The organism is Bacteroidales bacterium (assembly GCA_026418905.1).
Classification (GTDB): Bacteria; Bacteroidota; Bacteroidia; order Bacteroidales; family DTU049; genus JAOAAK01.
This window is the reverse complement of sequence record JAOAAK010000032.1, coordinates 1-26,573: the sequence shown is the minus strand read 5'-3', so window position 1 is coordinate 26,573 and position 26,573 is coordinate 1. Positions and strand designations below refer to the sequence as shown.

The 26,573-nt window shown below is 36.7% G+C and carries 21 protein-coding genes and 1 other RNA gene; 9 read left to right on the top strand and 13 right to left on the bottom strand.

Annotated elements, in window-relative coordinates; genetic code table 11:
* Positions 1-2 precede the first annotated feature (2 nt).
* From N2Z72_06685 to N2Z72_06670, 4 genes are all read left to right on the top strand, one after another.
* Complete coding sequence (locus N2Z72_06685) at positions 3-1,763, top strand: long-chain fatty acid--CoA ligase (protein MCX7697360.1); 1,761 nt, start codon at positions 3-5, stop codon at positions 1,761-1,763.
* A complete protein-coding gene (locus N2Z72_06680; protein ID MCX7697359.1) occupies positions 1,756-2,730 on the top strand; it encodes a hypothetical protein in 975 nt (324 codons plus the stop codon). The genes N2Z72_06685 and N2Z72_06680 overlap by 8 nt, the downstream gene beginning before the upstream one ends.
* Positions 2,714-3,364 carry a hypothetical protein gene (locus N2Z72_06675; protein MCX7697358.1) on the top strand — a complete coding sequence of 217 codons (651 nt, stop codon included), beginning with the start codon at positions 2,714-2,716 and terminating at the stop codon, positions 3,362-3,364. The genes N2Z72_06680 and N2Z72_06675 overlap by 17 nt, the downstream gene beginning before the upstream one ends.
* Before the next feature lie 64 nt (positions 3,365-3,428).
* A complete protein-coding gene (locus N2Z72_06670; GenBank protein ID MCX7697357.1) occupies positions 3,429-3,845 on the top strand; it encodes a hypothetical protein in 417 nt (138 codons plus the stop codon).
* Here the strand turns inward: N2Z72_06670 and N2Z72_06665 are convergent.
* From N2Z72_06665 to N2Z72_06615, 11 genes are all read right to left on the bottom strand, one after another.
* Positions 3,842-4,474, bottom strand: coding sequence for an L-threonylcarbamoyladenylate synthase (locus tag N2Z72_06665; GenBank protein MCX7697356.1), 633 nt, complete (start codon positions 4,472-4,474; stop codon positions 3,842-3,844). The genes N2Z72_06670 and N2Z72_06665 overlap by 4 nt on opposite strands.
* Before the next feature lie 14 nt (positions 4,475-4,488).
* An RNA gene (ffs, locus tag N2Z72_06660) (signal recognition particle sRNA small type) lies at positions 4,489-4,587 on the bottom strand.
* Between the two features lie 28 nt (positions 4,588-4,615).
* Positions 4,616-5,074, bottom strand: coding sequence for an aspartate carbamoyltransferase regulatory subunit (gene pyrI / locus N2Z72_06655; protein MCX7697355.1), 459 nt, complete (start codon positions 5,072-5,074; stop codon positions 4,616-4,618).
* Positions 5,075-5,077: 3 nt separating this feature from the next.
* Positions 5,078-5,989: an aspartate carbamoyltransferase gene (gene pyrB / locus N2Z72_06650; GenBank protein MCX7697354.1), complete on the bottom strand. Its 912-nt coding sequence runs from the start codon at positions 5,987-5,989 to the stop codon at positions 5,078-5,080.
* 29 nt (positions 5,990-6,018) lie between these two features.
* Complete coding sequence (locus N2Z72_06645) at positions 6,019-7,380, bottom strand: cyclic 2,3-diphosphoglycerate synthase (protein ID MCX7697353.1); 1,362 nt, start codon at positions 7,378-7,380, stop codon at positions 6,019-6,021.
* Between the two features lie 140 nt (positions 7,381-7,520).
* Positions 7,521-8,741, bottom strand: a complete 1,221-nt coding sequence (locus tag N2Z72_06640) for a glycosyltransferase family 4 protein (GenBank protein ID MCX7697352.1) — start codon at positions 8,739-8,741, stop codon at positions 7,521-7,523.
* A complete protein-coding gene (locus tag N2Z72_06635) occupies positions 8,738-9,826 on the bottom strand; it encodes a glycosyltransferase family 4 protein (GenBank protein MCX7697351.1) in 1,089 nt (362 codons plus the stop codon). Before N2Z72_06635 ends, N2Z72_06640 begins: the two co-directional genes overlap by 4 nt.
* 268 nt (positions 9,827-10,094) lie before the next feature.
* Complete coding sequence (locus N2Z72_06630) at positions 10,095-11,018, bottom strand: glycosyltransferase family 2 protein (protein ID MCX7697350.1); 924 nt, start codon at positions 11,016-11,018, stop codon at positions 10,095-10,097.
* Positions 11,011-12,294: a hypothetical protein gene (locus N2Z72_06625; GenBank protein MCX7697349.1), complete on the bottom strand. Its 1,284-nt coding sequence runs from the start codon at positions 12,292-12,294 to the stop codon at positions 11,011-11,013. Before N2Z72_06625 ends, N2Z72_06630 begins: the two co-directional genes overlap by 8 nt.
* 209 nt (positions 12,295-12,503) lie before the next feature.
* On the bottom strand, positions 12,504-13,355 hold the full coding sequence (locus tag N2Z72_06620) for a bifunctional methionine sulfoxide reductase B/A protein (GenBank protein ID MCX7697348.1): 852 nt from the start codon (positions 13,353-13,355) through the stop codon (positions 12,504-12,506).
* Positions 13,352-14,494, bottom strand: a complete 1,143-nt coding sequence (locus tag N2Z72_06615) for a glycosyltransferase family 4 protein (protein MCX7697347.1) — start codon at positions 14,492-14,494, stop codon at positions 13,352-13,354. Before N2Z72_06615 ends, N2Z72_06620 begins: the two co-directional genes overlap by 4 nt.
* Before the next feature lie 37 nt (positions 14,495-14,531).
* On the opposite strand from N2Z72_06615, the gene N2Z72_06610 reads away from it, so the two are divergent.
* Positions 14,532-15,986, top strand: coding sequence for a polysaccharide biosynthesis C-terminal domain-containing protein (locus tag N2Z72_06610; GenBank protein MCX7697346.1), 1,455 nt, complete (start codon positions 14,532-14,534; stop codon positions 15,984-15,986).
* Here the strand turns inward: N2Z72_06610 and pheS are convergent.
* Together pheS and N2Z72_06600 are read right to left on the bottom strand one after the other, a co-directional pair.
* The gene (pheS, locus tag N2Z72_06605; protein ID MCX7697345.1) at positions 15,983-17,008 is read right to left on the bottom strand and encodes a phenylalanine--tRNA ligase subunit alpha; all 1,026 of its coding nucleotides are present in this window, start codon (positions 17,006-17,008) and stop codon (positions 15,983-15,985) included. The two genes, N2Z72_06610 and pheS, sit on opposite strands and share 4 nt — an antisense overlap.
* Positions 17,009-17,014: 6 nt before the next feature.
* Positions 17,015-17,644, bottom strand: coding sequence for a peptidylprolyl isomerase (locus N2Z72_06600; protein ID MCX7697344.1), 630 nt, complete (start codon positions 17,642-17,644; stop codon positions 17,015-17,017).
* A gap of 125 nt (positions 17,645-17,769) precedes the next feature.
* On the opposite strand from N2Z72_06600, the gene N2Z72_06595 reads away from it, so the two are divergent.
* The 4 genes from N2Z72_06595 to N2Z72_06580 all read left to right on the top strand — a co-directional run.
* Positions 17,770-18,972 (top strand): glycosyltransferase family 4 protein, encoded by a 1,203-nt coding sequence (locus N2Z72_06595; GenBank protein ID MCX7697343.1) that lies wholly within the window; start codon positions 17,770-17,772, stop codon positions 18,970-18,972.
* Positions 18,969-20,126: a glycosyltransferase family 2 protein gene (locus N2Z72_06590; protein MCX7697342.1), complete on the top strand. Its 1,158-nt coding sequence runs from the start codon at positions 18,969-18,971 to the stop codon at positions 20,124-20,126. Before N2Z72_06595 ends, N2Z72_06590 begins: the two co-directional genes overlap by 4 nt.
* A gap of 4 nt (positions 20,127-20,130) precedes the next feature.
* Positions 20,131-22,506, top strand: a complete 2,376-nt coding sequence (locus N2Z72_06585; protein MCX7697341.1) for a Smr/MutS family protein — start codon at positions 20,131-20,133, stop codon at positions 22,504-22,506.
* Between the two features lie 165 nt (positions 22,507-22,671).
* Positions 22,672-26,573 (top strand): hypothetical protein (locus N2Z72_06580; GenBank protein ID MCX7697340.1); only part of this gene is annotated, 3,902 nt, incomplete at its 3' end.

Below are 26,573 nucleotides of genomic sequence, written 5' to 3'. Positions count from 1 at the left end.
ATATGTTTGAAAAAGAAAAACGTTTATTTGATATTTTGGACAGACTTATAGTAAACTTTTCAAAAGAAAAACTCCTTGCTGGTAAGGCCGAGAGTGTTTGGGAGTTTTACAGCACCGAAGATTATTATTGGAACTCACATCACTTAGCATATGGTTTGATACATGAGGGACTCCAACCAGGAGATAAGGTCATTAGTATTACTTATAACATTCCTGAATGGAACTTTTTGGATATGGCACTTATGATGGCTGGGGCTATCCATGTTCCTGTCTACCCTAACATGACCAATAAAGACTACGAGTACATCTTTCAACATTCAGAAGCTAAATTTATTTTTGTTCGAGGTGAAGAACTATATCAAAGAGTCAGCGAAATAGCTACTCGTATACCAACCATAAAAAAAATATTTACATTTAAAGACCTTCACGGCTTTGATCATTTGTTTTCCTTGATTGAAAAGGGAAGAAAGTATCCTTTACACGAACAATTAAAGTCTATTAAATCATCAATTCAAGAAGACGATGTTGTGACAATCATTTATACGAGTGGAACGACAGGTAATCCTAAAGGGGTGATGCTGACGCATAAAAATATTCTGAGCAATGTATGGGGTGTTTACGTAATTCCGCCCCAGGATCCTTCTATGGTTGTGTTGAGTTTTCTTCCTCTTTGTCATATTTACGAGAGAATGATGAATTACATGTATCAGTATAACGGCTACACCATTTACTATCTAGAAAATATAGCTGCAATTGCCGATGCATTGGTTGAAAGCAAAGCCCATATAATGACTTCAGTCCCTCGCGTATTAGAAAGTATGCATGACAAGATTCTAGCCAAGGGAAGAAAGCTTCGGGGTTTGAAAAAATTGATTTTTTTCTGGGCTGTACAATTGGGTTATCAGTTTGATTTTGATCGTAACTGGTGGTATCGCTTAAGATTAGCTGTAGCAAGGCGTTTAGTATTTTCAAAATGGAAACATGCTCTTGGAGGAAATCTGGATTTGATAGTTAGTGGTGGTGCCAAGTTGCAGGAAAGACTTGGCAGACTTTTTTGGGCAGCTGGTTTTCGCGTTATGGAAGGATATGGATTAACTGAAACTAGTCCTGTTATTGCAGTTAGCAATTTTGAAACCAATGGAATAGCTATTGGAACCGTCGGACCACCTTTGCGAGGAGTACAGGTAAAAATTGCTGAAGACGGAGAAATTTTGTGTAAGGGTCCGAACGTTATGAAAGGCTATTATAAAGAGCCCGAACTCACACGAGAGGTTTTTACAGAAGATGGTTGGTTTAAAACTGGAGATATTGGTTATCTTACCCCTTTAGGACAATTGAAGATAACTGATCGTAAAAAAGAAATTTTTAAAACTGCTGCTGGCAAATATATCATACCCCAGATGATTGAAAATTTACTTAAAGAATCGCCTTTTATCGAAAATGCAATGGTCATTGGTGATAACCAAAAATTTCCCGCAGCTTTGATCTCACCTAACTACCAACATATCGAGTCGTGGTGTAAAATAAAAGGTATTACATTCACAAATGAGGAGGAAATGCGAAAACACCCTGTGGTTGTCGGGCGGATTGGAAAAGAAATTGAAAAGATCAATCAAAAATTGGCCGATCATGAAAAAATAATAAAATACGAACTTACACCCACATGGAGTGTTTCAACTGGTGAACTTACACCAACGCTCAAACTCAAGAGAAGAATCATTCTTGAAAAGTACAGAAATTTGATAGAAAAAATATATGCATAAAAAAAGAGTTTTTTTATTATGGATTGTGATTTTTTTGACAAGTTGTACGTCCAGCGAAAGAAAGCTCTTGACCAGTCGAATAGAGTATGATGTCTGGATTGGTGAAGAGAACACCTTGCAATGGAATGATTTACAAAGACAACAATTTTTGGATGAAATCATTAAAACCCTTGATCTTGGCATTGCCTTGGATGAAAATGATATGCCTGTTACATCTACAAATCTCATTCAATATTTGATACAGAACAACATTGATACAGCAATTAAGAAAGATAATTTGACAGAATTTTTAAAAAAACGGATAGTTTTTCTTCGTTTTAGAGAAAAATGGGAATATGACCCCAAAACTTTTTATTTTTATAAACAGGTTCTAGCTGTTTCTCCCGGAATAGTTATTCCTGCTCCATTTGATTCGTTGCGTGCAACATCAGATAGATGGATGACGCTTTGGTGGATACCTGTGAAAGAGAGGAATGCTGAATTTGATAAAAAGTTTGAAATGTTACCTACTTATGCATTTGTAAGAAATGACGTAGAAGATGTGATGAATACTTATGATAAGATGTCTCCGTGGTTTTGCAATTTACCTCGAAATGCTCGCGATAGTTTATTTGAACGTCTATTAAAAGCTTTTGAAAAAAAACAACTTCCCTTTTATAACATGATGTTTCAACCTTTTTCCAAAGCTGAATATGAACATTATTTCCTTTTGAAGGAAACTTTAAAGACTAGCGAAGGAGTTCAGAATTTTTTGCATCCATCTTTTTTTGCTCGAATAAAGTTTATTGAAAATTGGGAAATTTCTTTTAACCCTTTTGTTTTTCGAAAGACTATTCTAGCTTACGCGCCTTCTCAGATGATATTCGAACTCCCATACGATATAGTAAAAGGTTATAAACCTCTTTTTTGGGTTGTTCAAGATACATCTGTTCTCAAAAAGGCTTCCGAAAATGAATATTGGTTCTAGGTGTTTTAGAGTCGTTCTTTTATGTAGTTTGTTTTTTTCATGTAAAAAAAATGACGAGCAAATTTCCATTACTGGTCAGGTGAGAGAAAAGCATACTGGAAAACCAATTGAACAAGTAAAAGTAACTATATGGGCAAATGGGTTTATACAGGGGGTTTATCAAGCTAATTATGCATTTTTAAATAGCACTTACAGCTTATCAGATGGTACGTTTGCTATCGAAATTGAAGAAGGGAAATACGACAACTTAAAAATAGAGTTTTTTAAAAGTGGCTTTTATAGAGAGTACTCTATTTTTAATGCTACTCAAGTTTCGAACAACTCTTTATCTTTTACGAAAGATATGGAACAAATCATGAACGTATACGTCCAAGTTAAAAATGTACAGCCTGTAGATGATAGTGATAAAATAACTATCATGTTTGATAAGCTGCGCAGTGAAGCGAATTGTTGTGGAAATCAGTCCTATCAATTTTTTGGAAAAACCATTGATACAATAATTCATTGCTTATCTGTCAGATATGTTCCGGTGATTATTCACAAAGTGGTAGAAAAAAATCAACAGATGTTCGTTTCGGTCGACAGTATTCTTTCGGTAGCTAAAGATACGGTTTGGTGGACAATCTTGTATTAATTTTTCTAGTTGTTTTTTTGGCATAAGTTTTGTGTGATGTTAACGAATTTAAAATTTTACTGCCATGAAAGTAATTTCTTTTTTAACAAGTTTATTTTTTGTCATGACCCTTATGATGGGTCAAAATTTCAAGGTAGTTGCAGCCAATAGTTTGGATTGCACTGGTGGTTCCAAAGAATTTGTTGTGCCCGATGGGAAAACTATTAAATTGACAAAAATGGATATTATTGTACCGAGCTGGGCTTCGTGCAATCAATCGGAACCTGCTCCTGTTCAAGTTTATGCACAAGTGGTTTCCAAGTCAACCAATCCTAAAGTAAAGCCCACTATATATTACAAAATGACCGTAAAACCTAATGGAGATAAAAGCGAATCAAAACCCATTCAAGATGTTAAACTTATGCCCGGAACTTATGTTTTAGAGATATCTCGAGCTCCAAAGGCAGAAGTAGTACTAGAATATTTTATGGCGAACAATTAAAAATCTACGGGTCCCAGACCTTCGCGAATAACTATGATTTCATCTCCTCTACAATCGAGCACTGTAGAGGGGATTTTTTTTCCCTCTCCTGCATCGATCATAAAGTCGACCAGTTTTTGGTATTTTTTCTTTATTTCATCAGGGTCAACTGGGTAAGCATCCTCCTCGTAAACGATGTCGTCAAAATTTAACTTAAGTGATGTCGAGACAAGAGGGCAAGGTAATTCTGCCAAGATGGCTTGGATGATGGGGTGATCTGGCACTCGTAATCCAATGGATTTTTTCTTACGGTGAAAAATCTTAGGGACCTGATGATTAGCATTAAGGATAAAAGTATATGGACCAGGTACGAGTTTGTTTATGATGCGAAAAATTTCATTAGAAATAGGACGTGCAAATTCGCTTAAGTGACTTAGATTCTTTACCAAGATCGAAAAATTTGCTTTTTCCGGATCAATTCCTTTGAGTAATGCAATTCGTTCAATAGATTTGAGGTCGTACAAACGGCAAGCTATGGCATAAACCGTATCCGTTGGAATGATACCGATTTCGTCGTTTAAAAAATGATCGCAAACTTTTCTAATCAATCTTTCCTGGGGATTGAGAGGGTGAATTTTGTAAATCATCATTTTTGTAAAAATAAAATGGGTAAGATACCTACATCACACCGCTACGACCACGGACCCTTGCTTCCTTTCGGACCTGGGGGGATTGGTGGGAGCTGGTTGCATAGGTCTTACCCAATGCAAAATTAACATTTTTTTCGTTAATTAGAAATAAATTAAATTTTCCTTTTTGATTATTTTCTCACAGTAATGGCAACGTAGCTTAATATCTTCCTTATCAATTACGTAGAAATGGGTTTTCACTTTTTCATAATTGGTGATACACTTAGGATTAGCACATTTAAGGATGTTAATGATTTCATCCGGTATAGCAACTTTTTGTTTTTTGATAATTTCAAAATTTCGGATCTCTATAATGGTAGCAGTTGGAGCTATCAAAGCAATTTTGTTTATTTCGTTATCGGCAAAGTATCGATTGGATACTTTAATGAGACCTTTTTTGCCCATTTTCTTACTTTCCAAGTTAGCTCCTAAATAAATAGGTTCGATGCAGTCTTCAAGTCCTAAGATTTTCAAAACCTTTTGCACTACTCCTTGTGGGATGTGATCTATAACAGTGCCATTTTCAATGGCAGAAACCTGTAGCTTTTTTTTATTTTCCATAATTTACACATTTATACCGAGAAGGTAACAAATCAATGCTTGTCTGACGTACATTCCATTCCGAGCTTGCTGGAAGTAGTAAGCTTGAGGTAGGCTATCAACACTTGTATCAATTTCGTTAACACGAGGAAGTGGGTGGAGGATTTTCAGATTAGGTTTAGTGTTCTGAAGCATATCGGCAGTAAGACAATAGCTGTTTTTAACCTTTTCATATTCCATCGGATCAGAAAAACGTTCAGCTTGAATTCGGGTCATGTAGATGATATCTGAAATGCTTATGACTGGTTGTATCTCTGTATATTGGTAGTAGGCAAGTTGCTTTTCTTTAATGTGTATTTTTACCGCACTTGGGAGTTTAAGTTCCACCGGTGAAACGAGGTGGAAGGTGGTATCAAACATGGTCAAAGCAATGACAAGGCTATGAACAGTTCGTCCATATTTTAAATCTCCCACAAAACTGATGTTTAGCTTATCAAGGGTATGTTGCGTTTGTAAAATGGTATAAAGATCAAGAAGACATTGAGTGGGATGTTGATTTGCTCCATCTCCAGCATTGATGATAGGTACAGGTGATATTTCACTCGCAAAACGGGCACTTCCTTCAATAGGATGTCGCATAATGATAAGATCAGCATACTGAGCTACTGTTAAGATGGTATCTTTAAGTGACTCACCTTTTTGGACACTACTATTAGAAGCATCTGAGAAACCTATTACTTTACCACCAAGGCGCTGTATAGCAGCTTCAAAACTAAGCCTTGTGCGAGTAGAAGGCTCAAAAAATAATACACCAACTACTACATCTTTTAACAAGGACTGGTTAGGTTTTTTTTCAAATTCTTTAGCAAGCTCAAGAATTTCCAAAATTTCTTCTTTACTGAAATCATTAATGGAAATAAGGCTTTTTCTTTTCATAGGAAATGTTTATATATAAAAAAAGCGACTTAAACAGTCGCTTTTTGAAATTGATTCGTTTTCACTTTAATCATAAATTCATTCAATACGTCTTCCATAGTTGGATGGCCAATTTCTTGAAGTTCATATTCCACTCTGACGGTAGGCTTGTTAATTTTGATGATGCGGTTCAAATCGATAGGTGTAGCAATAATCACCGTATCGCAAGGAGTACTGTTGATGGTAGCTTCAAGGTCTTTCATTTGTTGTTGGCCGTATCCCATAGCAGGAAGAAGCGTTCCAATGTTGGGATAAGTTTTGAAGGTTTCGATAAGTCTGCCTACCAAGTAGGGTCTGGGATCTATAATTTCAGCAGCTCCATATTTCATGGCAGCTACAATTCCTGCTCCAATTTTCATCTCACCATGAGTTAAAGTTGGTCCGTCCTCTATGACGAGGACTTTTTTCCCTTTGATATGTGAAGGGTTTTCTATTTTTATGGGTGATGCTGCTTCGATGACTGTAGCATTCGGATTGATTTTGAGAATATTTTCGCGAACAATATTGATATTTTCAAGGCTTGCACTATCTATTTTATTGATCACAATGACATGAGCAAGGCGAGCAACAATTTCGCCAGGGTAGTAATTAACTTCAGCACCAGGTCGTAAGGGATCGGCAACTCCAATCATCAGATCCGGTTTAAAGAATGGAAAATCATTGTTGCCACCATCCCATACGATGACGTCACATCCAAGAGGATCGTTTTCAGCTGCTCGGAGAATGGCTTCGTAGTCAACACCGGCATAAATGACATTACCTCGTCGGATATGAGGTTCGAATTCTTCCATTTCTTCAATAGTACAATTATTTTTCTGAAAATCCTCGAGGGTAGCAAAGCGCTGAACTCTCTGAGCAACAAGATCTCCATAAGGCATGGGGTGGCGAACAGCAACCACACGAAGACCTTTTTTCATGAGTATTTCAATGACACGACGAGATGTCTGACTTTTACCACAACCGGTTCTGGTAGCACCAATTGCAATAACTGGCTTGGAGGACTTTAGCATGGTATCGTTGGGTCCAAGAAGCATAAAACTAGCGCCAGATGCATTAGTTATTGCAGCTAATCGCATGACATGCTGATATGATACATCGCTGTAAGCGAAAACACATAGATCAACTTTGAGATCTTTAATCAAAGAGGGAAGATCATTTTCGTCATAAATGGGGATTCCATCTGGGTATAGAGAACCAGCCAATTCTGCAGGATATTTCCTACCTGCGATGTCTGGAATTTGGGCTGCAGTAAAAGCTACTACTTCAAAAGATGAATTGTCGCGAAAGAAAACATTAAAGTTATGAAAATCTCGTCCGGCTGCGCCGATAATAATGACTCTTGTTTTTCTCATAAAACTGATTTTACCGACAAAGTTAATTTTTTCCAAGCATATCCAAATTTTTTTTGCTCAAAGAATTCTATAAAAAAATTAAAAATTTAACATTTAGTATAATTTTTTGCCTTTTTCGACATAAAAAAAACGCTTTGAGTCTAAAAGTCTTCAAATAGTGTTTTCTTTAACTTAAGCGATAAAACTTTATAGTTATGATGTTCGCAAACAAACCGATAAGCATTGTTGCCCATTTGAAGAAAGTCTTCCTTATCCATTGAATAGAATTTGCGAACGGCATCAGCTATTTCATGAGGATTTTCAGCACTAACCGTGAAGCCACATTGAGCTAAATCAACAAGACTGATCGAGGTGTCAATGGCAAAGAGAATTGATTTTCGTGCTATCATGTAATCAAAAAGCTTATTAGGAGACACACCGTAATAAAAAACTCTTTTCTTTCGAAGTCCTATGTATGCTACGTGAGCTAGATTTAAAAGGGCAGGAATGTATTTTTTTTCTATGAAACCTGTAAAAATAATGTTAGGATTCCCTTTGGCAAGGTTCATGAGTCTTTCTTTTTCAGGACCATCACCAACAATTACAAAAAAAATGTCGGTATGATCTCGAAATACTTCGGCTGCTTCTATGAAACTTTCAAGAGCATTAGCTATTCCTAAAGTTCCTGTGTACATGACGATGAATTTTCCGCTAGGAACGAGGTGTTTGATTTTCGCAGGTAAGTCTAATAGATCCGTATTTTCATTAATTTCCACTCCGTTGGGAATGTAAACAAATTTTTTTGAAATTTTTTTTTCATCTAGATAAGTTTGATAAGCAGGTAAGACCGAAATAATAGGGTTGCATTTTTCAAGGGCAAGTTTTTCGAGCCATGATAGCCAAATAATAAAAGGATTATTTGGTGAGAAATTTCCAAGTTCAACAATGGAAAGTGGCCAAATATCTTTTACTTCAAAAGCTAGCGGGCATTTCATTTTTTTTCGAAGATAAAGGGCTGGCAGTATCGGCATAGTTTGCATGGGTGATAAAATAATATAGTCGGGTTTTGTTAATTTTCGAACGGGAAGGAAAAACAATTTAATGGTAAAAACAAACCATTTGATTACTCTTCGAAATGAATAAGAATGTCGGTAAGAAGGAACCTTAACCCATACGTAATGAATGTGGTCGATGTTTTGAAACGTGAAACAACTTTTTACTACCGGTTTATGATGAAATAGGTGAGAATGAGAAGCCGTAATGATAGTGGTAGTAATTCCCAAAGGAAGAAGGTGTTTAGCCATGTAATAGTGTCGGAATTCCATACCATGATAAGGTGTTCCGGCATATTCGTTGATTATCCAGAGATGCTTTGTTTTCATGGTGTTTGCTTTAGATGAGAGAGAAAAGAAAGGTAAATTTTATCCATGATTTTCTTGAAATCACCTTTTTCTGCAACCAGCTGATAATTTATTTGTTGCATGTCATTCATTTCTTTCAAGCTGAGAGAAAAAACTTTTTCGATGGTAGAAGCAATAGAAGTTGGTTCGAGGGAATGGAGTAAAAAACCGTTCTTCCCATCTTGGATCCAATAAGTATTAGCTGGAATATTTGTCACTACAGGTATGCAGCTACAAGACATGGCTTCTAACAAAGATATGCTTGCTCCGTCTGATGATGAAAGCGACACATATATCATAGTTTTTTGAAGGTACGAAGCAAGTTTTTCAGGAGAAAGGTAACCAAGGAAAGTTACCACATCATCCAATTGGTAATTTTTAACGAGGTTTCGAATGATTACTTCTTGTGAACCTTTTCCTGCTAAAAATACTTGAAGAAGGGGGTAGTGCTGACGGAGTAGGGCAATAGCAGGAATAAGAGCTTCAATTCTATATATTTTTTCAAAATTCCGAGTGCTTATGATAGAAAAAGGAATCTTCTCGTTGAAAAAAGGGCGAAAAATATCAGATTGGACTCCCAAAATAGCATGCTGGATGCGAGACGAGGAGATTCCCATTTTTTGAATTTTTTCAATTATTTGTTCGGAAACAGCATAAATGCGAGTACTACGGTTAAAAACGAATTTTAAAATTAACCTGTATAAAAAATTTTTGCGAGGACTTATTAAAACATCGCTTCCAATAGCGTGAAGAAATAAAGGACTAACTCCAGAAAAAGCTGCCATAAAACCGTAGCTTGTAGCATAAAGAGCATAGAGAATATCAGGTTTAATAGACCGAATTAACTTTCTGATCTTGAACGTATGTAATAGAAGATGAAAATTGTTCCCCTGAGGATTGATTTTTTTTGAAAGCAGATGATGAATGGTGACATGAGGAATATAGGCATTTCGGAATGTTATGAGGTGGACTTTTACATTTTTTTGGACGAAGAAATTACAAATGTGCTGCACGAAAATACTTTGACCATCACCGAGTATGCAAAGGGTAAATGAATCTTGCTTCATAAAAGTTGTTTTTGGAAAACAATGATGTTAGCATAAAGCCAAATAAAATTAAAAGAAAAAAATTGAAAAAAATGCTTTCTTTGAGGAAAGAGAAAAAACACCGTATGAATGTTATAAAATTTTCATCAAAGCACGATTTCGATAAAAGGTTAGATTCTTCCAAGAAAAGATTATTACGCTCATGAATATTACTAACTGAGGCTATAACGAAGTACGAATTTTCAACAATCATTTGATAATCAAAGCGGGTAGATTTACAAAGTTACAATTATTCTAAGGATTCAAATTTTTGAGGAATGCGGTGCAAACGAGAAAGGGTGTAGATGTATGCATCCAGTTTCTTTCGGGCAATAGAGCTAAATGGTGCTAGAAAAGAAAACCAACCTATTTTAGCTAAAACATGAAGCCAACATTGAGTATATACAAAAGCTACTGCTAAGGAAGAATGATGTTTCTTGAAAAACTTGACTTTGCTAAATATTTGATTTGAAATGGAAACACGATAATTTTTTCGAGCTGTCACGGAGACATGATGAATAACAGTGGCGAATGGAAAATAAACGATTTGAAATCCTGCCTGAAGAATTCTTTTGCAAAAATCTATATCTTCAATCCAAAAAAGTGTTTCATCCAGACCCTGAACTTGTTCGAGCAATGATTTTCGAAAAAACATGGCTGCTCCAGATGCGGCTTCAATTTCAAAGATAGTTTGCTGATTGTTAATCTGATAGTTATGACGGGGAAGTAGAAAGCCAATATGCCATAGATTGAGCAACGTTGACCATAAGGTTGGTTGATGCCAAATGTTTTGTACTGGAATCTGTTGTTGATTTATCGTTCTGGGGGCAAGAAGACCTACGAGAGGATTCTGCTCCATGAATTCAAGCATATTGGAAATCGCATTGGGAGTTACTTCTGCGTCGGGATTAAGCATAAAAATATACTTCCCTTTGGCAATAGAGAACCCCTGATTGTTAGCTGCTGGAAACCCAAGGTTTTTATCGTTACGGATTACGATGAGATCAGGGTAATTTTTCTCGACCATTATAAGACTACCATCGCAAGAATGATTATCAACCAAAATGATCTCCATTTGCTGTATTCCATAAGTTTTTAGGCTTTTTATACATGCCTGTAAATATGTGCCTGCGTTATAGTTAACAATAACAATACTTACAAGAGGTTTATTCATATGACTGTATTTTAAAGGAAGCTAAAATTGCCCAGAATACATAAGAATAAAAATAGAAATCCATGGCATTGCTTACTGCGTTTTGAATAAGTGTGTAAAAAAGAAGCAATGTGGGCAAAAGAAGCATTGGCTGTTTTCTTTTGATGAATTGAATTAAATACCACATGAACAAAGAACCCATGATTAAAAGAAAAATAAAAAGACCAATTAATCCTGTTTCTATAAAAATTTTCAAGTAATATCCGTCCAAAGTAGCTGGGTAAAAAGGAAAATCAAACTTTTGACTATATTTCATACCAACATGACCAGCTGTTCCTAAACCAGAGCCCAAAACTAGTTTTTCTGGGGGAAAAAAAGTAGTATCCTTTTGCTTGCATATAGCATGGTGAACATCATGAATAATTTGAGAATATGAAATATCTCTTGATTCTTCTGAAGTTCCTTGAATTACTTTTTCAGTAGATTGAAAAGTCCAGAAGGCAAGGTCTGTTGATTTTGTTAAGATAAATGAAAGAGAAAAAAATATGAATAGAAAAGTAGCAAGGTAAGCTAGGGAAGAGAATCTAAAATCTTTGGAAACAATAAAAACAAATATGAGGGTCAGTAATGTGCTCAGTATGGCACCTCTGCTCATAGTAAGTACCAGGGAGATGGAAAAAACAACTGCGATCAAGAATCGAAGCAGAGTTTTTTTGATAAAAAGTTGAGAAAGAAACAAGCCCAAAGCCATGCAACTACCAAAAACTACAGGACTCCAAATAAGAAAAGATAGGCGGGGAATGATATATTCCCACGTAGGAATGTCAAGTAACTCGTAGATTTTTAGGAAAATTTCATGAGAAAAAAGATACAACCCACTGGCTAAAAAACTCAGCCCAAACAACCACCACATGAGGATCATCAATAAAAACTTTGTTTCCTTTTCCGATAAGAACCGGAAAATAACATAAAAAACGAGGGGCAAAAAGGTTATGCGGATAGCATGAAAAAAGGCAATAGGATAAGCTAAATGAATCAAACCTAAAGCTATGTAAATGAGGATATAAAAAATTAGGATGATATCAGCTATTTCGAGTTTAATTTTCTTTTGTTTAATCAATTTTAAAGGATTAGTTTCACTAAGAAAAACAGCAGCAATCCCAAATAGTAATATGAATATGTCAGGTAAAAGTGAGAAAAAAAGTTCGTATGTTGTTAAATAAGAACGATGACCTATTACGAGAACTCTAACCGTGGGATAGAAAGTAATAAAAAACAATAGCAATATCCATAACACAAGCAGTACTGAGTATTTTTTTATTTCAGTGAGGCTGGGAATGTAAGTACTATGAGCATTCGATAATCTATGCATAATTAAATCAAAAAAATATATTTTTATTTTTTTTCGTAGCATATTCCATTCATTTATGATTTCGTAACTTCACACAATGTTTTACATAATTATAGACGATATTTTTATTTGTTAGTTAAGTATCAAAAAGTTATTCAGCCGAAAATTTTTCTTCTAAAGTGGCAATAAGGAGTAGAAGCAATTTTATAATAATAGTTTTGATGGTAATTTTCAGCTTCCCAAAAAACAGAGGCAGGAATTAGCTGCGTGGCAACATGGTAACCCTTTTCTTTGAGAATGTTAACGTAATTTTCGGCAATGCTTTTTTGAGCATTAGATAAATAGAAAATGGCAGATCGGTATTGTTCGCCAATGTCTGGACCTTGTCCGTCTTCTTGTGAAAAATCATGAATTTCGAAAAATAGTTGGATCAAGTTTTCAAAAGTTGTTTCATTGGGATTGAAAAATACTTCGACGGACTCGAAATGACCTGTTTTACCAGTCTTAACATCTTCGTAAGTAGGAAAGTCCAATTGACCTCCCGTATATCCTGAAATGGCTGAAATCACACCTGGTGCTTTTCGAAAGAAATATTCTACTCCCCAAAAACAACCAGCTGCAAAAATAGCTCTTTCTGGTACGTAGTTGATCTCTTTTGGTATAAAACGCAGGGCTATCCCATTGATACAATAACGATTCATTTTAGAAGTAAAGCCTTCGCCTACAAAAAGATGGCCGAGATGGGCATGGCAGCGTGAACATTGAACCTCGGTTCTACCGTCGGATTCCTGTTGCAAAATAACAGCTTCCTTCAAAACATCGTCGAACGAAGGCCATCCGGTTCCGGAATCAAATTTCCAGCGAGTGTAAAAAAGAGGCTGATTGCATTGTTTGCACAAAAATGTCCCTGGCTCTTTTATTTTTAATAACGAGCTACTAAAGGGCTTTTCTGTAGCTTTGTGTAATATTACCTCTTGCTCGAACTTGTGAAGGGGATTGTATGTCATATTGTTTGATTTAAAATTTTTAAAAAAATTTGGCTAATACGTTCAACTGTTTTGTCCCAATTGAAAAATTGTTTTTGCATCATAGTTTCTTCAATGAGCTTCTGGTAAAGTGACGTATTGGTTGCTATTTCTACCATCGCATGGGCAATGTCGCTTGGGGAATTGGGATTAACAAGCAAAGCTCCACGGGAACCTATTTCAGCAAGGGCAGAATTGCTTGAAGTGATAGCTGGAATATGACAAGCAAAAGCTTCTGCCAAAGGCAAGCCAAATCCTTCGTATAACGAACAAAAAACCAAGGCATGAGCTGCACCCATTAAACGTGCTACTTCTTCATCGCTAACATAACCTGTAAAAATGATGTCTGCTCGAATGTCGTTGGCAATATTCAAGTTCACATTCTTCCAAAGTGGTCGGCCTGTTATGACAAGGTACCATGGAGAATTTATTTTCTGTTTGAACATTTGAAAAGCCTCTATTGTGTTTTGAATATTTTTTCTTTGATGTAAAGAGCCTAGAACGAAGAAGTATGGTTGTCCAGAAGTATATTTGTTTCTTGTTTCTTGTTGTTGTTTGGGTGTAAGAGGCTTAAAAACTGAGGAAATTCCATTGTACACTACACTTATTTTTTCCTCTGCAACAAAAGGGAAAAAGCGTAAAATTTCTTTTTTGCTAAATTCAGAGACGGTCAAGATGTGTGTTGATTTTCGAAGATAAGATGGTGTTCTTTTTTGGTAGAAGCGAGTTGCCAATGGAGGTAAAGCGTGTGGAAAAACCATAAAATTGATATCATGTATCGTAACTACTTGAGGCACTTGAGTAGTCAGGGATAAATGGTTATCGGGAGAAAAAAAAAGGGAAATGGACTTTTTTTTTAAAAATAATCTCACCGAAAGATCGTTCCAACATCGAATAAGTTCAATGGTGCGTGCAGGTGGTGGCAAAATAATTTTCTGCACATTCGAAAAATCTGGAATTGACGATGAAGGTTTACGATCAAAAAGCCAGTAAAATTTCACCTCAGGCATAGTGACAGCAAGGCGTGGAGCAATTTCACTTACATAGCGTCCGAACCCTTCCATTTTTCCTGGAAGCCAGTGTCGGCAATTGATGGCAATTTTAAAATGGTCGTTTTTCATTTTGTAACTTAGCAGCAAAATTATCATTTTCTACTCCATGCAGAAAAAGTTTTTGCTTAACTTATTTTTTCTTTTGTTTGTCAATTTACTCATCAAGCCATTTTGGATTTTTGGGATTGATCGGGTAGTACAAAATATGGTTGGTTCAGAAGAGTATGGATTTTATTTTGCAATTTTAAGCTTTTCCTTGTTATTTAATTTTTTGTTGGATATTGGCTTGACGAATTATAACAATAGAAAAGTTGCTTATGATTTTCAATTCAATGAAGATTATGCACGTGATGTTTTTTGGCTTAAATTCTTACTTTCGCTTTTCTACGTAGTTCTAGTTTTTGTTTTAGCTTTTTCAATTGGATACACGTGGAAACAAATGGGCCTTTTATTCTGGGTAGCTTTAAATCAGATATTAGCATCCTTCATTACTTTTTTTCGTTCTTTCATCTCTGGCATGCAAAGATTTGTCGTGGATAGTATTTTTTCCGTTCTCGATAAAGCACTTGTTATTTTGTTCATGGGTTTATTGTTATGGACCAACTGGATTCCCTTGGAGGTTTCCGTTTACACTTTTGTATATGTTCAAACTTTTTCGTTGCTTTTGGTTTTTCTAGCAGGTTTTTATTTTACTTACGGTCACATATCTATTAGCTTTCATAAAATTTCGTTCGCAAGAATCAAAAGCTACATTAAGGAGGGTTTGCCATTTGCTTTGCTTGCTTTGTGGATGAATCTTTACACGCGTATCGATGCTGTGATGTTAGAGCGTTTACTTCCTGGAGGTGAGTATTCGGCGGGTGTATATGCTATGGTGTTCCGAATATTGGATGCTTTCAATATGTTTGCTGCTTTGTTTGGTGTCATTTTGCTACCTTTGCTTTCGAGAATGATTGCCTCCCACCAAGATGTACGTGAAGTTTTAAAAAGCAGCACGTTTATATTGGTGTCGTTTGCGGCGTTTATATGGATCTTGTCCGCTCTTTGGCCATCCCAGGCTATTGATTGGCTGTATCATCATGATGTGTCATTAGCTAGTTCTTTGTTGCCTATCCTTATGGGCGATTTCTTTTTCGTGGCTTTAATTTATATTTTTGGTACATACCTCACGGCTGCTGGTCGCCTGTATTGGCTGAATATAGTGACATTTGCGGCGCTTGTTCTCAATGTTTTATTGAACATGTGGTTAATTCCACATTTTGATGTGTTGGGAGCTGCGTTGGCCAGTTTGTCTACGCAGGCATTTTCTGCTTTGATGATGGTTTGGCTCTCTGGAAAATATGCTCGAACTTATTCTTTTTTCAAGTGGATTGGAATTATTGTTGTTTTTTTTGGCGTCATGGGACTTATTGGAAAAGAATTGCTTCTATGGGGGTTAAATGAAATATTTGTTGGAATTAGCATTTCAGTTCTTAGTCTTGCTTTTGAAGCTGCATTCTTTATGTATCACTTGAAGGCTGGTAGATTACTTTGGTCCTTTATAAAAGAACGCAAGATTTAAAAGACAAGTTTTCCGGAAATGAAGTTTTGCAGAAACCTCATGTCATTTTGAGAAAAGAGTCTAATATCGTTGACACCGAAAAGCAGGTTGGTGATTCGTTCGACACCAAGTCCGAAAGCAAAGCCTGTGAACTCGTCGGGAGAAATATTGCAATTTTTTAAAACTTCGGGATCCACCATCCCACAACCTAAAATTTCTACCCAGCCTGTGTATTTGCAAAACGAACATCCAGAACCTTGACAAAGGTTACAAGATATATCCATTTCGGCCGATGGTTCAGTGAAAGGAAAAAAGGAAGGACGAAAACGTATCTGAGTCTCGGGGGAGAAAATGCTACGAGCAAAATGAAGTAAAGTTGCTTTTAAATCAGCAAAAGATACTTGATGATCTACATACAAACCTTCTATTTGGTGAAAAAAGCAGTGAGAACGAGCAGATATGGCTTCGTTACGATAGACTCTGCCTGGGAATATATATCGCAATGGGGGCCGGGTTGCCTCCATGACTCGAATTTGAACTGAACTTGTATGTGTGCGAAGCAAAATCCCTTTGGATTGGTTTATGAAAAACGTGTCTTGCATTTCACGCGCAGGGTGATCTGGTGGAAAATTCAGTGCTGAAAAGTTATGCCAATCATCTTCGACTTCTGGTCCTTCTGCAACGGCAAAACCCATTTGACGAAAAACGTCAATGATTTTAAACATCACTAAAGTGATGGGGTGATAACCACCCATCAATGGGGCTGTAGGTCTAGTTAGATCGTCTGGCTTATGGATTTGCTTTTCGTATTTAAATTTTTCTTTATATGTTTGGTATTTCGTTAAAACAGCCTCTTTGAGTTGATTGGCTATCTTTCCAACTTCTTTCTTTTGTTCTGGAGGGAGGGTTTTGATGCTATCGAGTAACTGCTGGACAATGCCTTTCTTGCCCAAATATTCGCTCTTAAATTGTTCGAGATCTTGTTCGTTCGAAGGAACAAAAGATTCAATTTTTTTTAGTAATGTACCAGTTTCGATGTCCATGGGGTTTTATTTTTTTTCGATAGCGATGACTTTCATCGGAACGTTGGTTAAGGGTCGATCGTATTTATCTCGAGGTAATTGGGCAATTTTGTCGACTACATCCATTCCAGCAATGACTTCGCCAAATACAGTATAGGAACCGTCCAAGTGTGGAGCACCTCCGATGGTTTTATAGACTTCACGTTGATTGGGAGGGATAGTACGACCTATTTTCTTTTCAATTTTATTGAGTTCTTCGTCGGTAAAAGTTCTTCCTTGCACGATATAGAATTGAGATCCACTACTTTCTCGCTCTGGATTGATGTCGTCGGGGAGGCGAGCAGCTGCCACAGCACCACGTTTATGAAAAAACTCCGGAACATATTCAAATGGAATAGTGTAGCCCGGACCACCATTCCCAAGTCTCTTTCCTTCTGGGGCATTTTTGCTTTCGGGATCTCCGCCTTGAATCATAAAACCAGGAATGACTCTATGGAACAATGTTCCATTGTAATAACCTTCGCGAGCTAGTTTTAGAAAATTTTCTCGATGCTTGGGTGTTTTGTCGTATAATTTAATTTTGATTTCTCCGTATGAAGTTTGAATAATTACATCGGGTATATCGTTTTGGGAAAAGCAAAAAACGAAGAAAACCATCAAAAAAACTAAACTGATTGATTTCATTTTTTTTTGCAAAAATAAAAAAGTTTGCAAGCTTAAAAAATTGCTGGTCCGTATTCCTCGTTGTTTTTCAGTATTTTTGTGTGAAGAATTTGAATAGAATGAACATTTTGATGTTAACGACCAAGGTTCCTTACCCACCCAAAGATGGTGGTGCTAGAGCAACTTTGGATCTTGCTCTAGGTCTCTCAAAACAAGGTCACGTCGTCGACTTTTTATGTATGAATACCCCTAAACATCATGTTCGAATGGAGGAATTTCCCGCTGAAATCTTAAGTACTTTTCAATGGTTTTTGGTGAATGTTGATACTTCTATTCGTGTATGGCCTCTTATGAGAAATTATTTTTTTTCATCTTTACCTTATTCTGTCGAAAGATTTACTCATCCGGTTTTTGCTAAAAAACTTGAAGATCTGCTTCGGAGTAAAAAATATGATATTATTCAAATAGAAGGACTGTACGGTATTGCATACGTGGGGGTCATTCGGAAAGCGTGTTCGTCGAAAATCGTTTTCCGCCCTCATAACATCGAACATCTTATTTGGAGAAGGCTAGCTTTGCAGGAAAAAAATGTGTTTAAAAAAATATATTTCAAACGTTTTGCTCATCGTCTAGAAGAGTATGAAAAAAAGGTGATTAATCAATATGATTTGCTTATTCCTATTTCAGAAGAAGATGCGCATTTTTTTAGAAAAGCAGGTAACAACAAGCCTATGCAAGTAGTTCCTTATGGTATTGATGTTGAATCTATTCTTATTAAAACCGACATAAAGAAAGATATATTCTTTTTAGGAGCTTTGGATTGGATACCCAATTTGGAAGGATTGAGGTGGTTTGCAGATAAGGTTTTTCCTTTGATCAAAGAGAAATTACCCGGGTGTGAGTTTTGGGTTGCTGGTAGAAATCCTCGAGAAGGTCTAAAAGATGAATTAATGAAGTGGGGTATTCGTTGTGTAGGAGAAATTGAAAATGCGAGTGTTTTTATGCAAGAGCATGGTGTGATGGTGGTTCCTCTCTTTGCTGGTAGTGGAATTCGTGTGAAGATTATCGAAGCCATGGCTCATGGAAAGGCCGTTGTTGCTACACCTATTGCTGCAGAAGGCATACCTGTCGAAAATGAAAAACATATTCTCATTAGCCAGGATCCGCAACAAATGGCCGATTATATCGTACGTTTATTGTCTGACGATGAATTACACAAGCAAATTCAAATTCAGGCTCGTTCCTTCATCAAGTCAAATTTTTCGATTCATGCTCTTGTTCAAGATTTGGAAAAAGCCTATAGCCAAATACTAACGAAATGATGGAAGTTTTGTGGTGGTTGCTTCTTGGCCTCATTTTGATACCTTATTTACTCTATCCATCTTTCATGAAATGGGTTTACAGAAAAAAGTATTTGATTGCTAAAAGAGAAGAATCGAACAACATGCCTTTTGTATCTCTCGTGATGTCTGTGTATAATGAGGAAAATGTGTTGGATGAGAAACTAAGATCGATTTTTGCATCTGATTATCCAGCAGATAAAATGGAAGTTTTGATTGGTTCGGATGGATCAACCGATAGAACTACGGAAATATTAACATCGTGGGCAAAGCGTGATCCTCATTTACGTGTTTTTCTTTTTAAAGAAAGACGAGGTAAAATCTCGGTGATCAACGATCTCGTTCGTCAGGCTCATGGTCAGATCATTATATCGTCCGATGCTAAAGCGATGCTATTTCCAGATACTATCTCGCATCTTGTAAGGTGGTTTTCAGATCCTTCCATTGGCATAGTAGGTGGTGTATTGCTCAATCCCATTCAGGTCAATGCAGGCATCGTTCGACAGGAACAATTTTACATGGACAATGAAATGAAACTCAAATATTACGAAGGCCTGGCAGGTGGATATGTCATGGGAGTTTACGGAGCTTTATTTGCAATTCGCAAAGAACTTTTTCCTGAAGTTCCTCCTTACCTAATGGTGGATGATTTTTATATCACGTTGCGAGTTATAGAGAGAGGATTTCGAGTAATCATCGATCCTGAAGCTAAAGCAAATCAGAAACTACCTCTGCATTTGAAAGAAGAATTTAGGCGTAAGGATAGAATTGCAACAGGCAATTTTCAAAACTTGCGAATCTTCTGGCGGTGGATTTTAACTCCTTGGAAGAAAGCTTCACTGTTTTTTATTTGCCATAAAGTACTGCGTTGGCTAGTTCCTTTCTTTTTGGTGGCATGGTTTATTCTCACGCTTTTGCTTTCTCATCAGTTATTTTACAGGTTCTTTCTTGCTGTCTTTATTTTTATCATAATAATTCCAATTTTAGATTGGATACTCAACAAATTTGGTATTTATGTATATGTCTTGAGGCTAATAACTCATTTTTTGACCATGAACCTGGCTTTAGTAACCGGTTGTTTTCGTTGGATGTTCGAAAGAATAGATAAAGCTATATGGGAGCCATCTAAAAGATGAAATTATGCTTAATGTAAAAGAAACGGAAAACTTGTTGCATTTTGATCAAATCAAAGATCGTCTGAAATTTTACTTAAGTACTCCATACGGAATTAACCATATTGAAGAATTGCAACTTATCGCGGAGGAAAAAATACTTCTGAGGCGACTCAAGATCGTAGACGAAATAAATCAAATTCTCACGAAAGGTTTTCAACTCCCGGCTTTTCATGGAAGTGACCTTAGTGGCGAATTGCAAAAGCTTGAAGATTTACTGCATTATTGGGAAGGTGAAACTTTTTTAAATTTAATCGAACACCTCATTTTTTATCGCGACGTCCTAGAGTGGATTAAAAAACATCAATGTGAGAATTTTAAGCAATGGCTCAGTCCGAACAAGATACCTTTTCATCTTCAGGACATTATTGGCAGGCATTTAAACGAGAAAGGAGAAATTTTAGACAAGGCAAGTACTCAACTTCAACACATTCGTCAGCAAAAAGCCAATCTCGTTTCAAACATAGAAAAAAAACTATTTGAAGTTCTCAAATATTGGAAGGACCGTCAAATCATCGAGGAGAACGTCCAACCGACTCTTCGAAAAGGCAGGATGGTGATTCCTGTTCCACCTCACAAAAAGTCTCTCACCCGAAGTATAGTCATAGATGTTTCCGCTACTGGCCAGACACTTTTTGTCGAGCCGCAGGCAATCTATCAATTGAATAATCAACTTCAGATGTTAGAAAGTGAAGAAAGAAAAGAAATGATCAAAATACTTTCCGAACTAACTTCGTACGTAAGGAAGGAAAGGAGTGCTTTAGAGACTCTTATTCTCGATATCTCATGGATCGATTTCTTTTTTGCCGCTGCACGCATGGCTTTTGAGCAAAAGGCTGTGCTTCCGCAAATTTCGCATGAAAAAATACTTTCGATCAAAAATGCTCGACATCCTCTGCTTGAAATGGTTTTAAAACAAAAAGGCAAAACTATAGTTCCTCTTACGTTGACCTTAGGTGAGAATTACAAACTTCTTGTGATCAGTGGTCCTAATGCTGGGGGAAAATCGGTCGTTATCAAAACGGTCGGACTCCTACAACTGATGCTTCAATGCGGATTGCTTGTTCCTTGTGATGGAGATAGCCAATTTCCTTTGTTCAGTCAAATACTTGTCGATATAGGTGATCGCCAATCCATTGAAAACGATCTTAGTACGTTTACGTCACGTTTGATTAGAATGAAGGAAATTTATGAGCATTCCGATCAGGACACTCTCGTTCTTATTGATGAGGTAGCTACGGGAACCGAGCCAGAAATTGGAGCTAAGCTGGCTGAAGCATACCTGGAAATCTTACTTAAAAAAGATCCACTTATCATAGTAACAACTCATTTCGAACATCTTAAAATGTGGGCATCAAGCCAGCAAGGTGCTATCAATGCGACCATGCTTTTCGATCATGAAAAACTGGAGCCTACTTATGAGTTTTTTATTGGGCTTCCCGGCTCATCTTATGGTCTCGAAATTGCATCAAAAATTGAGTTTCCCACCGAAATAATTCAGTTAGCTAGAAGTAAAACGAATCCTCAGCAAGATGTTTACACCGACATGTTTCAGCAGCTTATTGCATGGCAAAAAGATCTTGAACAACGAAAAAAACAAATAGAAGTAGCTGAACAAATGGTCGCCGATTTAATCAAAGAGTATCAGGAATTGAACAGAAAGTTGCAAGAAAGAAAAGAGCTGATTATCCATCAAGCCGAACGTGAAGCTCAGCGCTTATTGGCCAATGCTCAAAGGCTAATAGAAAGGACCATTCGAGAAGTTAAAGAAAATGCCCTCAACAAAGAGAAAACAAAATCTATTCGAAAAAATTTTGAGCAGGAAAAGTCTCGATTGTTTGAAAAACCTCCCATGCAGCTCGTTCACGAACCACTACGACCTCTTGAGCAAGAACAACTCCTTCAAATAGAATTCCATCCAGGTGATCGTGTCAGAATCAAAGAAACCCAACACAGAGGTGAAATCATTTCCATTGAAAAGAACGTCGCTCATGTCGAAATGAACGGTTTTATCATGGAAGTTTCCATCAAAGAACTTGAAAAGATCGACGAACCCAACGTTAGAAGATCGTCGGTAACATCTACTTCTCATGTCGTTGCATTTATCGATACACAGGTCGATGTAAGAGGCATGCGTGTTGAAGAAGCTCTCCAGGAAGTTGACCGAAAAATTGATAGGGCTCTTCTTAACCGTGTCCCATTTCTTCAAATTATACATGGAAAAGGTTACGGTATTTTGAAAAAAGCCATCCGCGATTATCTCCGACAATATCAGGACATCCTAGATATTTCTTTTCCTTCCGATGCAAACGAGGATGGTTTTACGATGGTACATTTTAAGTAAAATAAAAAAGCCCTCACGCAAGGCGCAAGGGCAAGAATCCTTCGGCTTATAGCCTTATTGTGATTCGCTGTTGCAAATATAATAAAATTTTTAATAGCAACAACTATTTATAAAAAATTTTTTTTAAAAAGCTTTATTTCTTAATTTTGTTAAAATTTTAGTAAGATGAAAACCTTTGCTCTAGATTTGGGCCAGTCATCCATCGGATGGGTAATCAGAAACGATGAAAAAGAAAATCATGAGCAATTTGAAAAATTTGGTGTCATCGTTTTTGAAAAAGGGGTTGACGAAAATAAAAACGTAGAATATTCTTTAGCAGCTGAACGAACTAAATATCGATCTATGCGTAGGCTATACCAAGCTAGAAAATACCGATTGTGGGAAACTCTCAAAAAGCTTCATGCAGCAAACTATTGTCCCATTAAGCAAGAAAGTATTGTTTCCTGGTGCACGTACGATAAAAAAGGGAATCTCAAACGAACCTTTCCAGTCGATGACGAAGCTTTTGACAAATGGATAAAGTTAGATTTTAATGGTGACGGTAAGCCAGATTTCAGAAGCCCTTATCAACTAAGAAAATTTTTGGTCGAAAATGAATTAGATTTTAGCATTAGTTCAAATCGTTACATGCTAGGTAGAGCTCTATATCACATAGCACAGCACCGTGCTTTTAAAAGCAGTAAGAAAACAGCCCAGGCAACCGATGAGGATCTTAAAATTCGTTCGGAGGAAGAAAAAAAATCAGAACTTTTCAAACGTTTAGGAATTGAAGGAGATACAGAAAAGACTGTTGGGCAATTGCTGGCTGAAGCAGAAGATAATTTACATCTGTATTTTAATGCTGAAAAAAATCATCAGGAATTTAAAGATCTGAAATATAAACGGATACGAAATGATCTGCATCCTTTTGTCACACGCAAGATGTTGGTCAAAGAAGTTGAGAAGATTTTCGAGTTCCAATTTAAAGGTGAATGGGAAGAGAAGTTTAAGAACATATTTGGCACAACTGATGTTTCCAAATGTACGATTTTCTGGCAACGACCCCTACGTTCTCAAAAAGGACTTGTCGGTAAATGTTTACTGGAAAAAAACAAACCTCGGTGCCCTAAAAGTCGTCCAGAATTCGAAATTTTCAGAGCCTGGCAAGTTCTCAACAACATTCGTTATAAAACTGATAGTACTTCTTGGGTGGACGTGCCTTTGAACCTCAAAGAAAAAATTTTCAATGAGCTTTTCATCACACCTAATTTAGTGTCTTTGGCAAAGGTCAAGAAAATCATCGAAAATGAATTCAAGGCAGAAATAACGTTGAATTATGATGTAAATAAAGACGTGCCAGGTTGTCCTTCAATTTATTATCTCACCAAAATTATTGGTGAGGATTGGCAAACTCACAAAATATATCATGAGCCAATCAAACGGCTCAAAAAACAAAATTCATCCTATGTAACTTATCAGTCCAGTAAGAACTATTATACCTGGGAAGATCTTTGGCATGTCATCTTTCAACTGGATGATGAAGATGAAATCAAAAGAATTGCTAGAGAAAAATTCCAATTCAACGATGAGCAAATTAAACATTATCTCAAGTGGTTCCATGAATTGGAGGATGGTTATGCTTCTTTTAGCCTCAAAGCCATAAGAAAAATAAATTATTTTCTCACCAAAGGATGGGAATACGACAGATCTGTACTCTTAGCTAACATACCTTACGTTCTAGGAAAACAATACAATCAACAAAATGAAGATTTGCTTTTAAAGGAGATAAGCAATTTGCTCGGAGATTATCAGAAGGATCTTCACGTTTACAACATTGCCAATGCTTTAATATCGGATTATCCACACCGTATTCAGACCAGTACTGTCGATTTTTTTGCAAGAGAAAAAGTTGAAGAATACTGCAAAAGGCATTTTGGTGAAAAAACATGGGAGAATTTAGATGATCACAACAAGTATGACTATGTCGTAAAGGTAGGGAAGTTGCTTTACGATTATTCAAAAACCTCGTCTCATCAGTTCTTTGCTCGTCCGAACTTGACGGATAAAATCAAAGAATATCTGAGGATACATTTCAACCTCAGCGATAGACAATTGAATAAGATGTATCATCATTCGCAAGGTGAGATTTATCCGGCTGTTCAACCCGGTCCAGATGCTAAGTGTTACTTGCAAAGTCCCAAAACAGGATATTGGCGGAACCCTATGGCTCTGAGAGTATTGCAAGAACTCAGGCAACTGGTCAATTATCTCATTAAGACTGACCAACTGGATCGTAATACTCGCGTTGTCGTCGAGGTGCCTCGCGAACTCAATGATGCTAACCGTCGAAAAGCATATAAAATTTGGCAGGAACGTCGCGAAGAAGAAAACAAAGAATTTTCTCATGCTATTTATGAATTAATCAATGAGAATCAACACCTGAAAGCTAATCCCCATAATGATGACGACATAGATAAATTTCGCCTGTGGTACGAACAGTGTTTTTCCCTCATAGGGGAGGAATTCACTGGCTTGAATAAGCCTAATGAAAAACAATCTCAAGCACGGAAAGACAAAAATAAAGATGCTGAAGTTACATATTTCTCTTGGAAAGAAAATAGTTTTGAAAAAATTAGACCATCTTTATGGTATAAATTGAAAGAAGCAAAAGATAATGTGTTGGAGAAATATAGACTTTGGCTCGAACAACAAGCCATATGTATTTACACAGGAAGACCTATTTCTTTAACTCAGCTTTTTTCCGAAGATAAAATTGACATAGAACATACCATACCTTATTCCCTTTCGTTTGATGACAGTCTGGCCAACAAGACTGTATGCTTTAAAGATTACAATCGAAATATAAAGAAAAACCGCATCCCTGCTCAATGCAAGGACCATGACGAAATTCTTGAACGTATCAAACCATGGAAAGAAAAGATTGAAGAAATCAGACATCATCTCATATATTGGGAAAACAAATCGAAACGGGCCCGAAGCATCGAAGAAAAAAACAAGTGTATTGTTGAGAAACATCTTTGGAAAATGGAATTGGACTATTGGACTAATAAAGTAAGTCGGTTTGAAATGGAAGAAGTTTCCTCCCAGTTTGTGAACGCACAACTTACTGAAACCCAACTTATTAGTAAATACGCATTCCATTATCTTAAAACGGTGTTCGACGATGTAAGAGTTCAAAAGGGTTCCGTGGTTGCCGATTTTGCCAAAATTCTAAAGCTTCGTGTGGAGAAATCCCCAAAAGATCGGACCAAACACACTCATCATGCCATTGATGCTCTTGTTTTATCTCTTATTCCTAGTCCACCTCAGCTCAAGAAAATATTAGAAGCTTACGCCAAATGCAAAGAAATAGGAAAGCTAATTACTCATGCAGCAAACGAGACAGATGAAAATTATACAATGCTAATGCAATATGAACATGAACTAAAAAGACTTCTCAGTTCTGCGCGAATACCAAACGAAACAATACTGAATCAGATAAGAAATAAGATCGAGAAGGAAACCCTTGTAGTGCATCCTGTGCGGCATAAAATTTTCCTTTTTACCAAGAAACGAATCAGAAAAGGACCTCATAAGGGCAAGTATATGATCGGTGATACCGTTCGTGGGCAATTGCATAAAGAAACTTTTTATGGGAAGATCAAAGTTTTTAAACGAGATGAAAATGGGAATGGTTATTTTGAGTACCAGATTGTCAAACGCGAACCTGTTGATCGCAACCTCGATATAAAGCAAATCGTCGATCCAGCTATCAAAAAAATATTTGAGGATGAAGCAAGTAAATTAGCAAATGAACTAGGAATCTCCGATAATAAAAAAGCATTAGAACAGATGTTGAAAAATGCTGAAAAAGATGGAGGACTCATATACACCAATCCCATCACTGGTAGGACAATTCGCATTAGACATGTGCGTTGCATACAGCATTTTGAAAATCCCTTGGTCATCAAACAACAAACTTATCCATCTCCACATGAGCATAAGAGGTGGTATTATGCCAACAATGCCGAAAATATTTATTACGGACTCTACGAAAGTGAAGATGGAGACCGCACTTTCGAAGTCCT

What these genes read in the sequence shown, in the direction of transcription:
- N2Z72_06620 (MCX7697348.1), bottom strand. Translation starts at nt 13,355, where the DNA reads ATGACATACAATCCCCTTCACAAGTTCGAGCAAGAGGTAATATTACAC.
- N2Z72_06645 (MCX7697353.1), bottom strand. Translation starts at nt 7,380, where the DNA reads ATGAGAAAAACAAGAGTCATTATTATCGGCGCAGCCGGACGAGATTTT.
- N2Z72_06610 (MCX7697346.1), top strand. Translation starts at nt 14,532, where the DNA reads ATGCAGAAAAAGTTTTTGCTTAACTTATTTTTTCTTTTGTTTGTCAAT.
- N2Z72_06615 (MCX7697347.1), bottom strand. Translation starts at nt 14,494, where the DNA reads ATGAAAAACGACCATTTTAAAATTGCCATCAATTGCCGACACTGGCTT.
- pheS (MCX7697345.1), bottom strand. Translation starts at nt 17,008, where the DNA reads ATGGACATCGAAACTGGTACATTACTAAAAAAAATTGAATCTTTTGTT.
- N2Z72_06635 (MCX7697351.1), bottom strand. Translation starts at nt 9,826, where the DNA reads ATGAAGCAAGATTCATTTACCCTTTGCATACTCGGTGATGGTCAAAGT.
- N2Z72_06680 (MCX7697359.1), top strand. Translation starts at nt 1,756, where the DNA reads ATGCATAAAAAAAGAGTTTTTTTATTATGGATTGTGATTTTTTTGACA.
- N2Z72_06670 (MCX7697357.1), top strand. Translation starts at nt 3,429, where the DNA reads ATGAAAGTAATTTCTTTTTTAACAAGTTTATTTTTTGTCATGACCCTT.
- N2Z72_06595 (MCX7697343.1), top strand. Translation starts at nt 17,770, where the DNA reads ATGAACATTTTGATGTTAACGACCAAGGTTCCTTACCCACCCAAAGAT.
- N2Z72_06685 (MCX7697360.1), top strand. Translation starts at nt 3, where the DNA reads ATGTTTGAAAAAGAAAAACGTTTATTTGATATTTTGGACAGACTTATA.
- N2Z72_06630 (MCX7697350.1), bottom strand. Translation starts at nt 11,018, where the DNA reads ATGAATAAACCTCTTGTAAGTATTGTTATTGTTAACTATAACGCAGGC.
- N2Z72_06585 (MCX7697341.1), top strand. Translation starts at nt 20,131, where the DNA reads ATGCTTAATGTAAAAGAAACGGAAAACTTGTTGCATTTTGATCAAATC.
- N2Z72_06640 (MCX7697352.1), bottom strand. Translation starts at nt 8,741, where the DNA reads ATGAAAACAAAGCATCTCTGGATAATCAACGAATATGCCGGAACACCT.
- N2Z72_06600 (MCX7697344.1), bottom strand. Translation starts at nt 17,644, where the DNA reads ATGGTTTTCTTCGTTTTTTGCTTTTCCCAAAACGATATACCCGATGTA.
- N2Z72_06675 (MCX7697358.1), top strand. Translation starts at nt 2,714, where the DNA reads ATGAATATTGGTTCTAGGTGTTTTAGAGTCGTTCTTTTATGTAGTTTG.
- N2Z72_06590 (MCX7697342.1), top strand. Translation starts at nt 18,969, where the DNA reads ATGATGGAAGTTTTGTGGTGGTTGCTTCTTGGCCTCATTTTGATACCT.
- pyrB (MCX7697354.1), bottom strand. Translation starts at nt 5,989, where the DNA reads ATGAAAAGAAAAAGCCTTATTTCCATTAATGATTTCAGTAAAGAAGAA.
- N2Z72_06665 (MCX7697356.1), bottom strand. Translation starts at nt 4,474, where the DNA reads ATGATGATTTACAAAATTCACCCTCTCAATCCCCAGGAAAGATTGATT.
- pyrI (MCX7697355.1), bottom strand. Translation starts at nt 5,074, where the DNA reads ATGGAAAATAAAAAAAAGCTACAGGTTTCTGCCATTGAAAATGGCACT.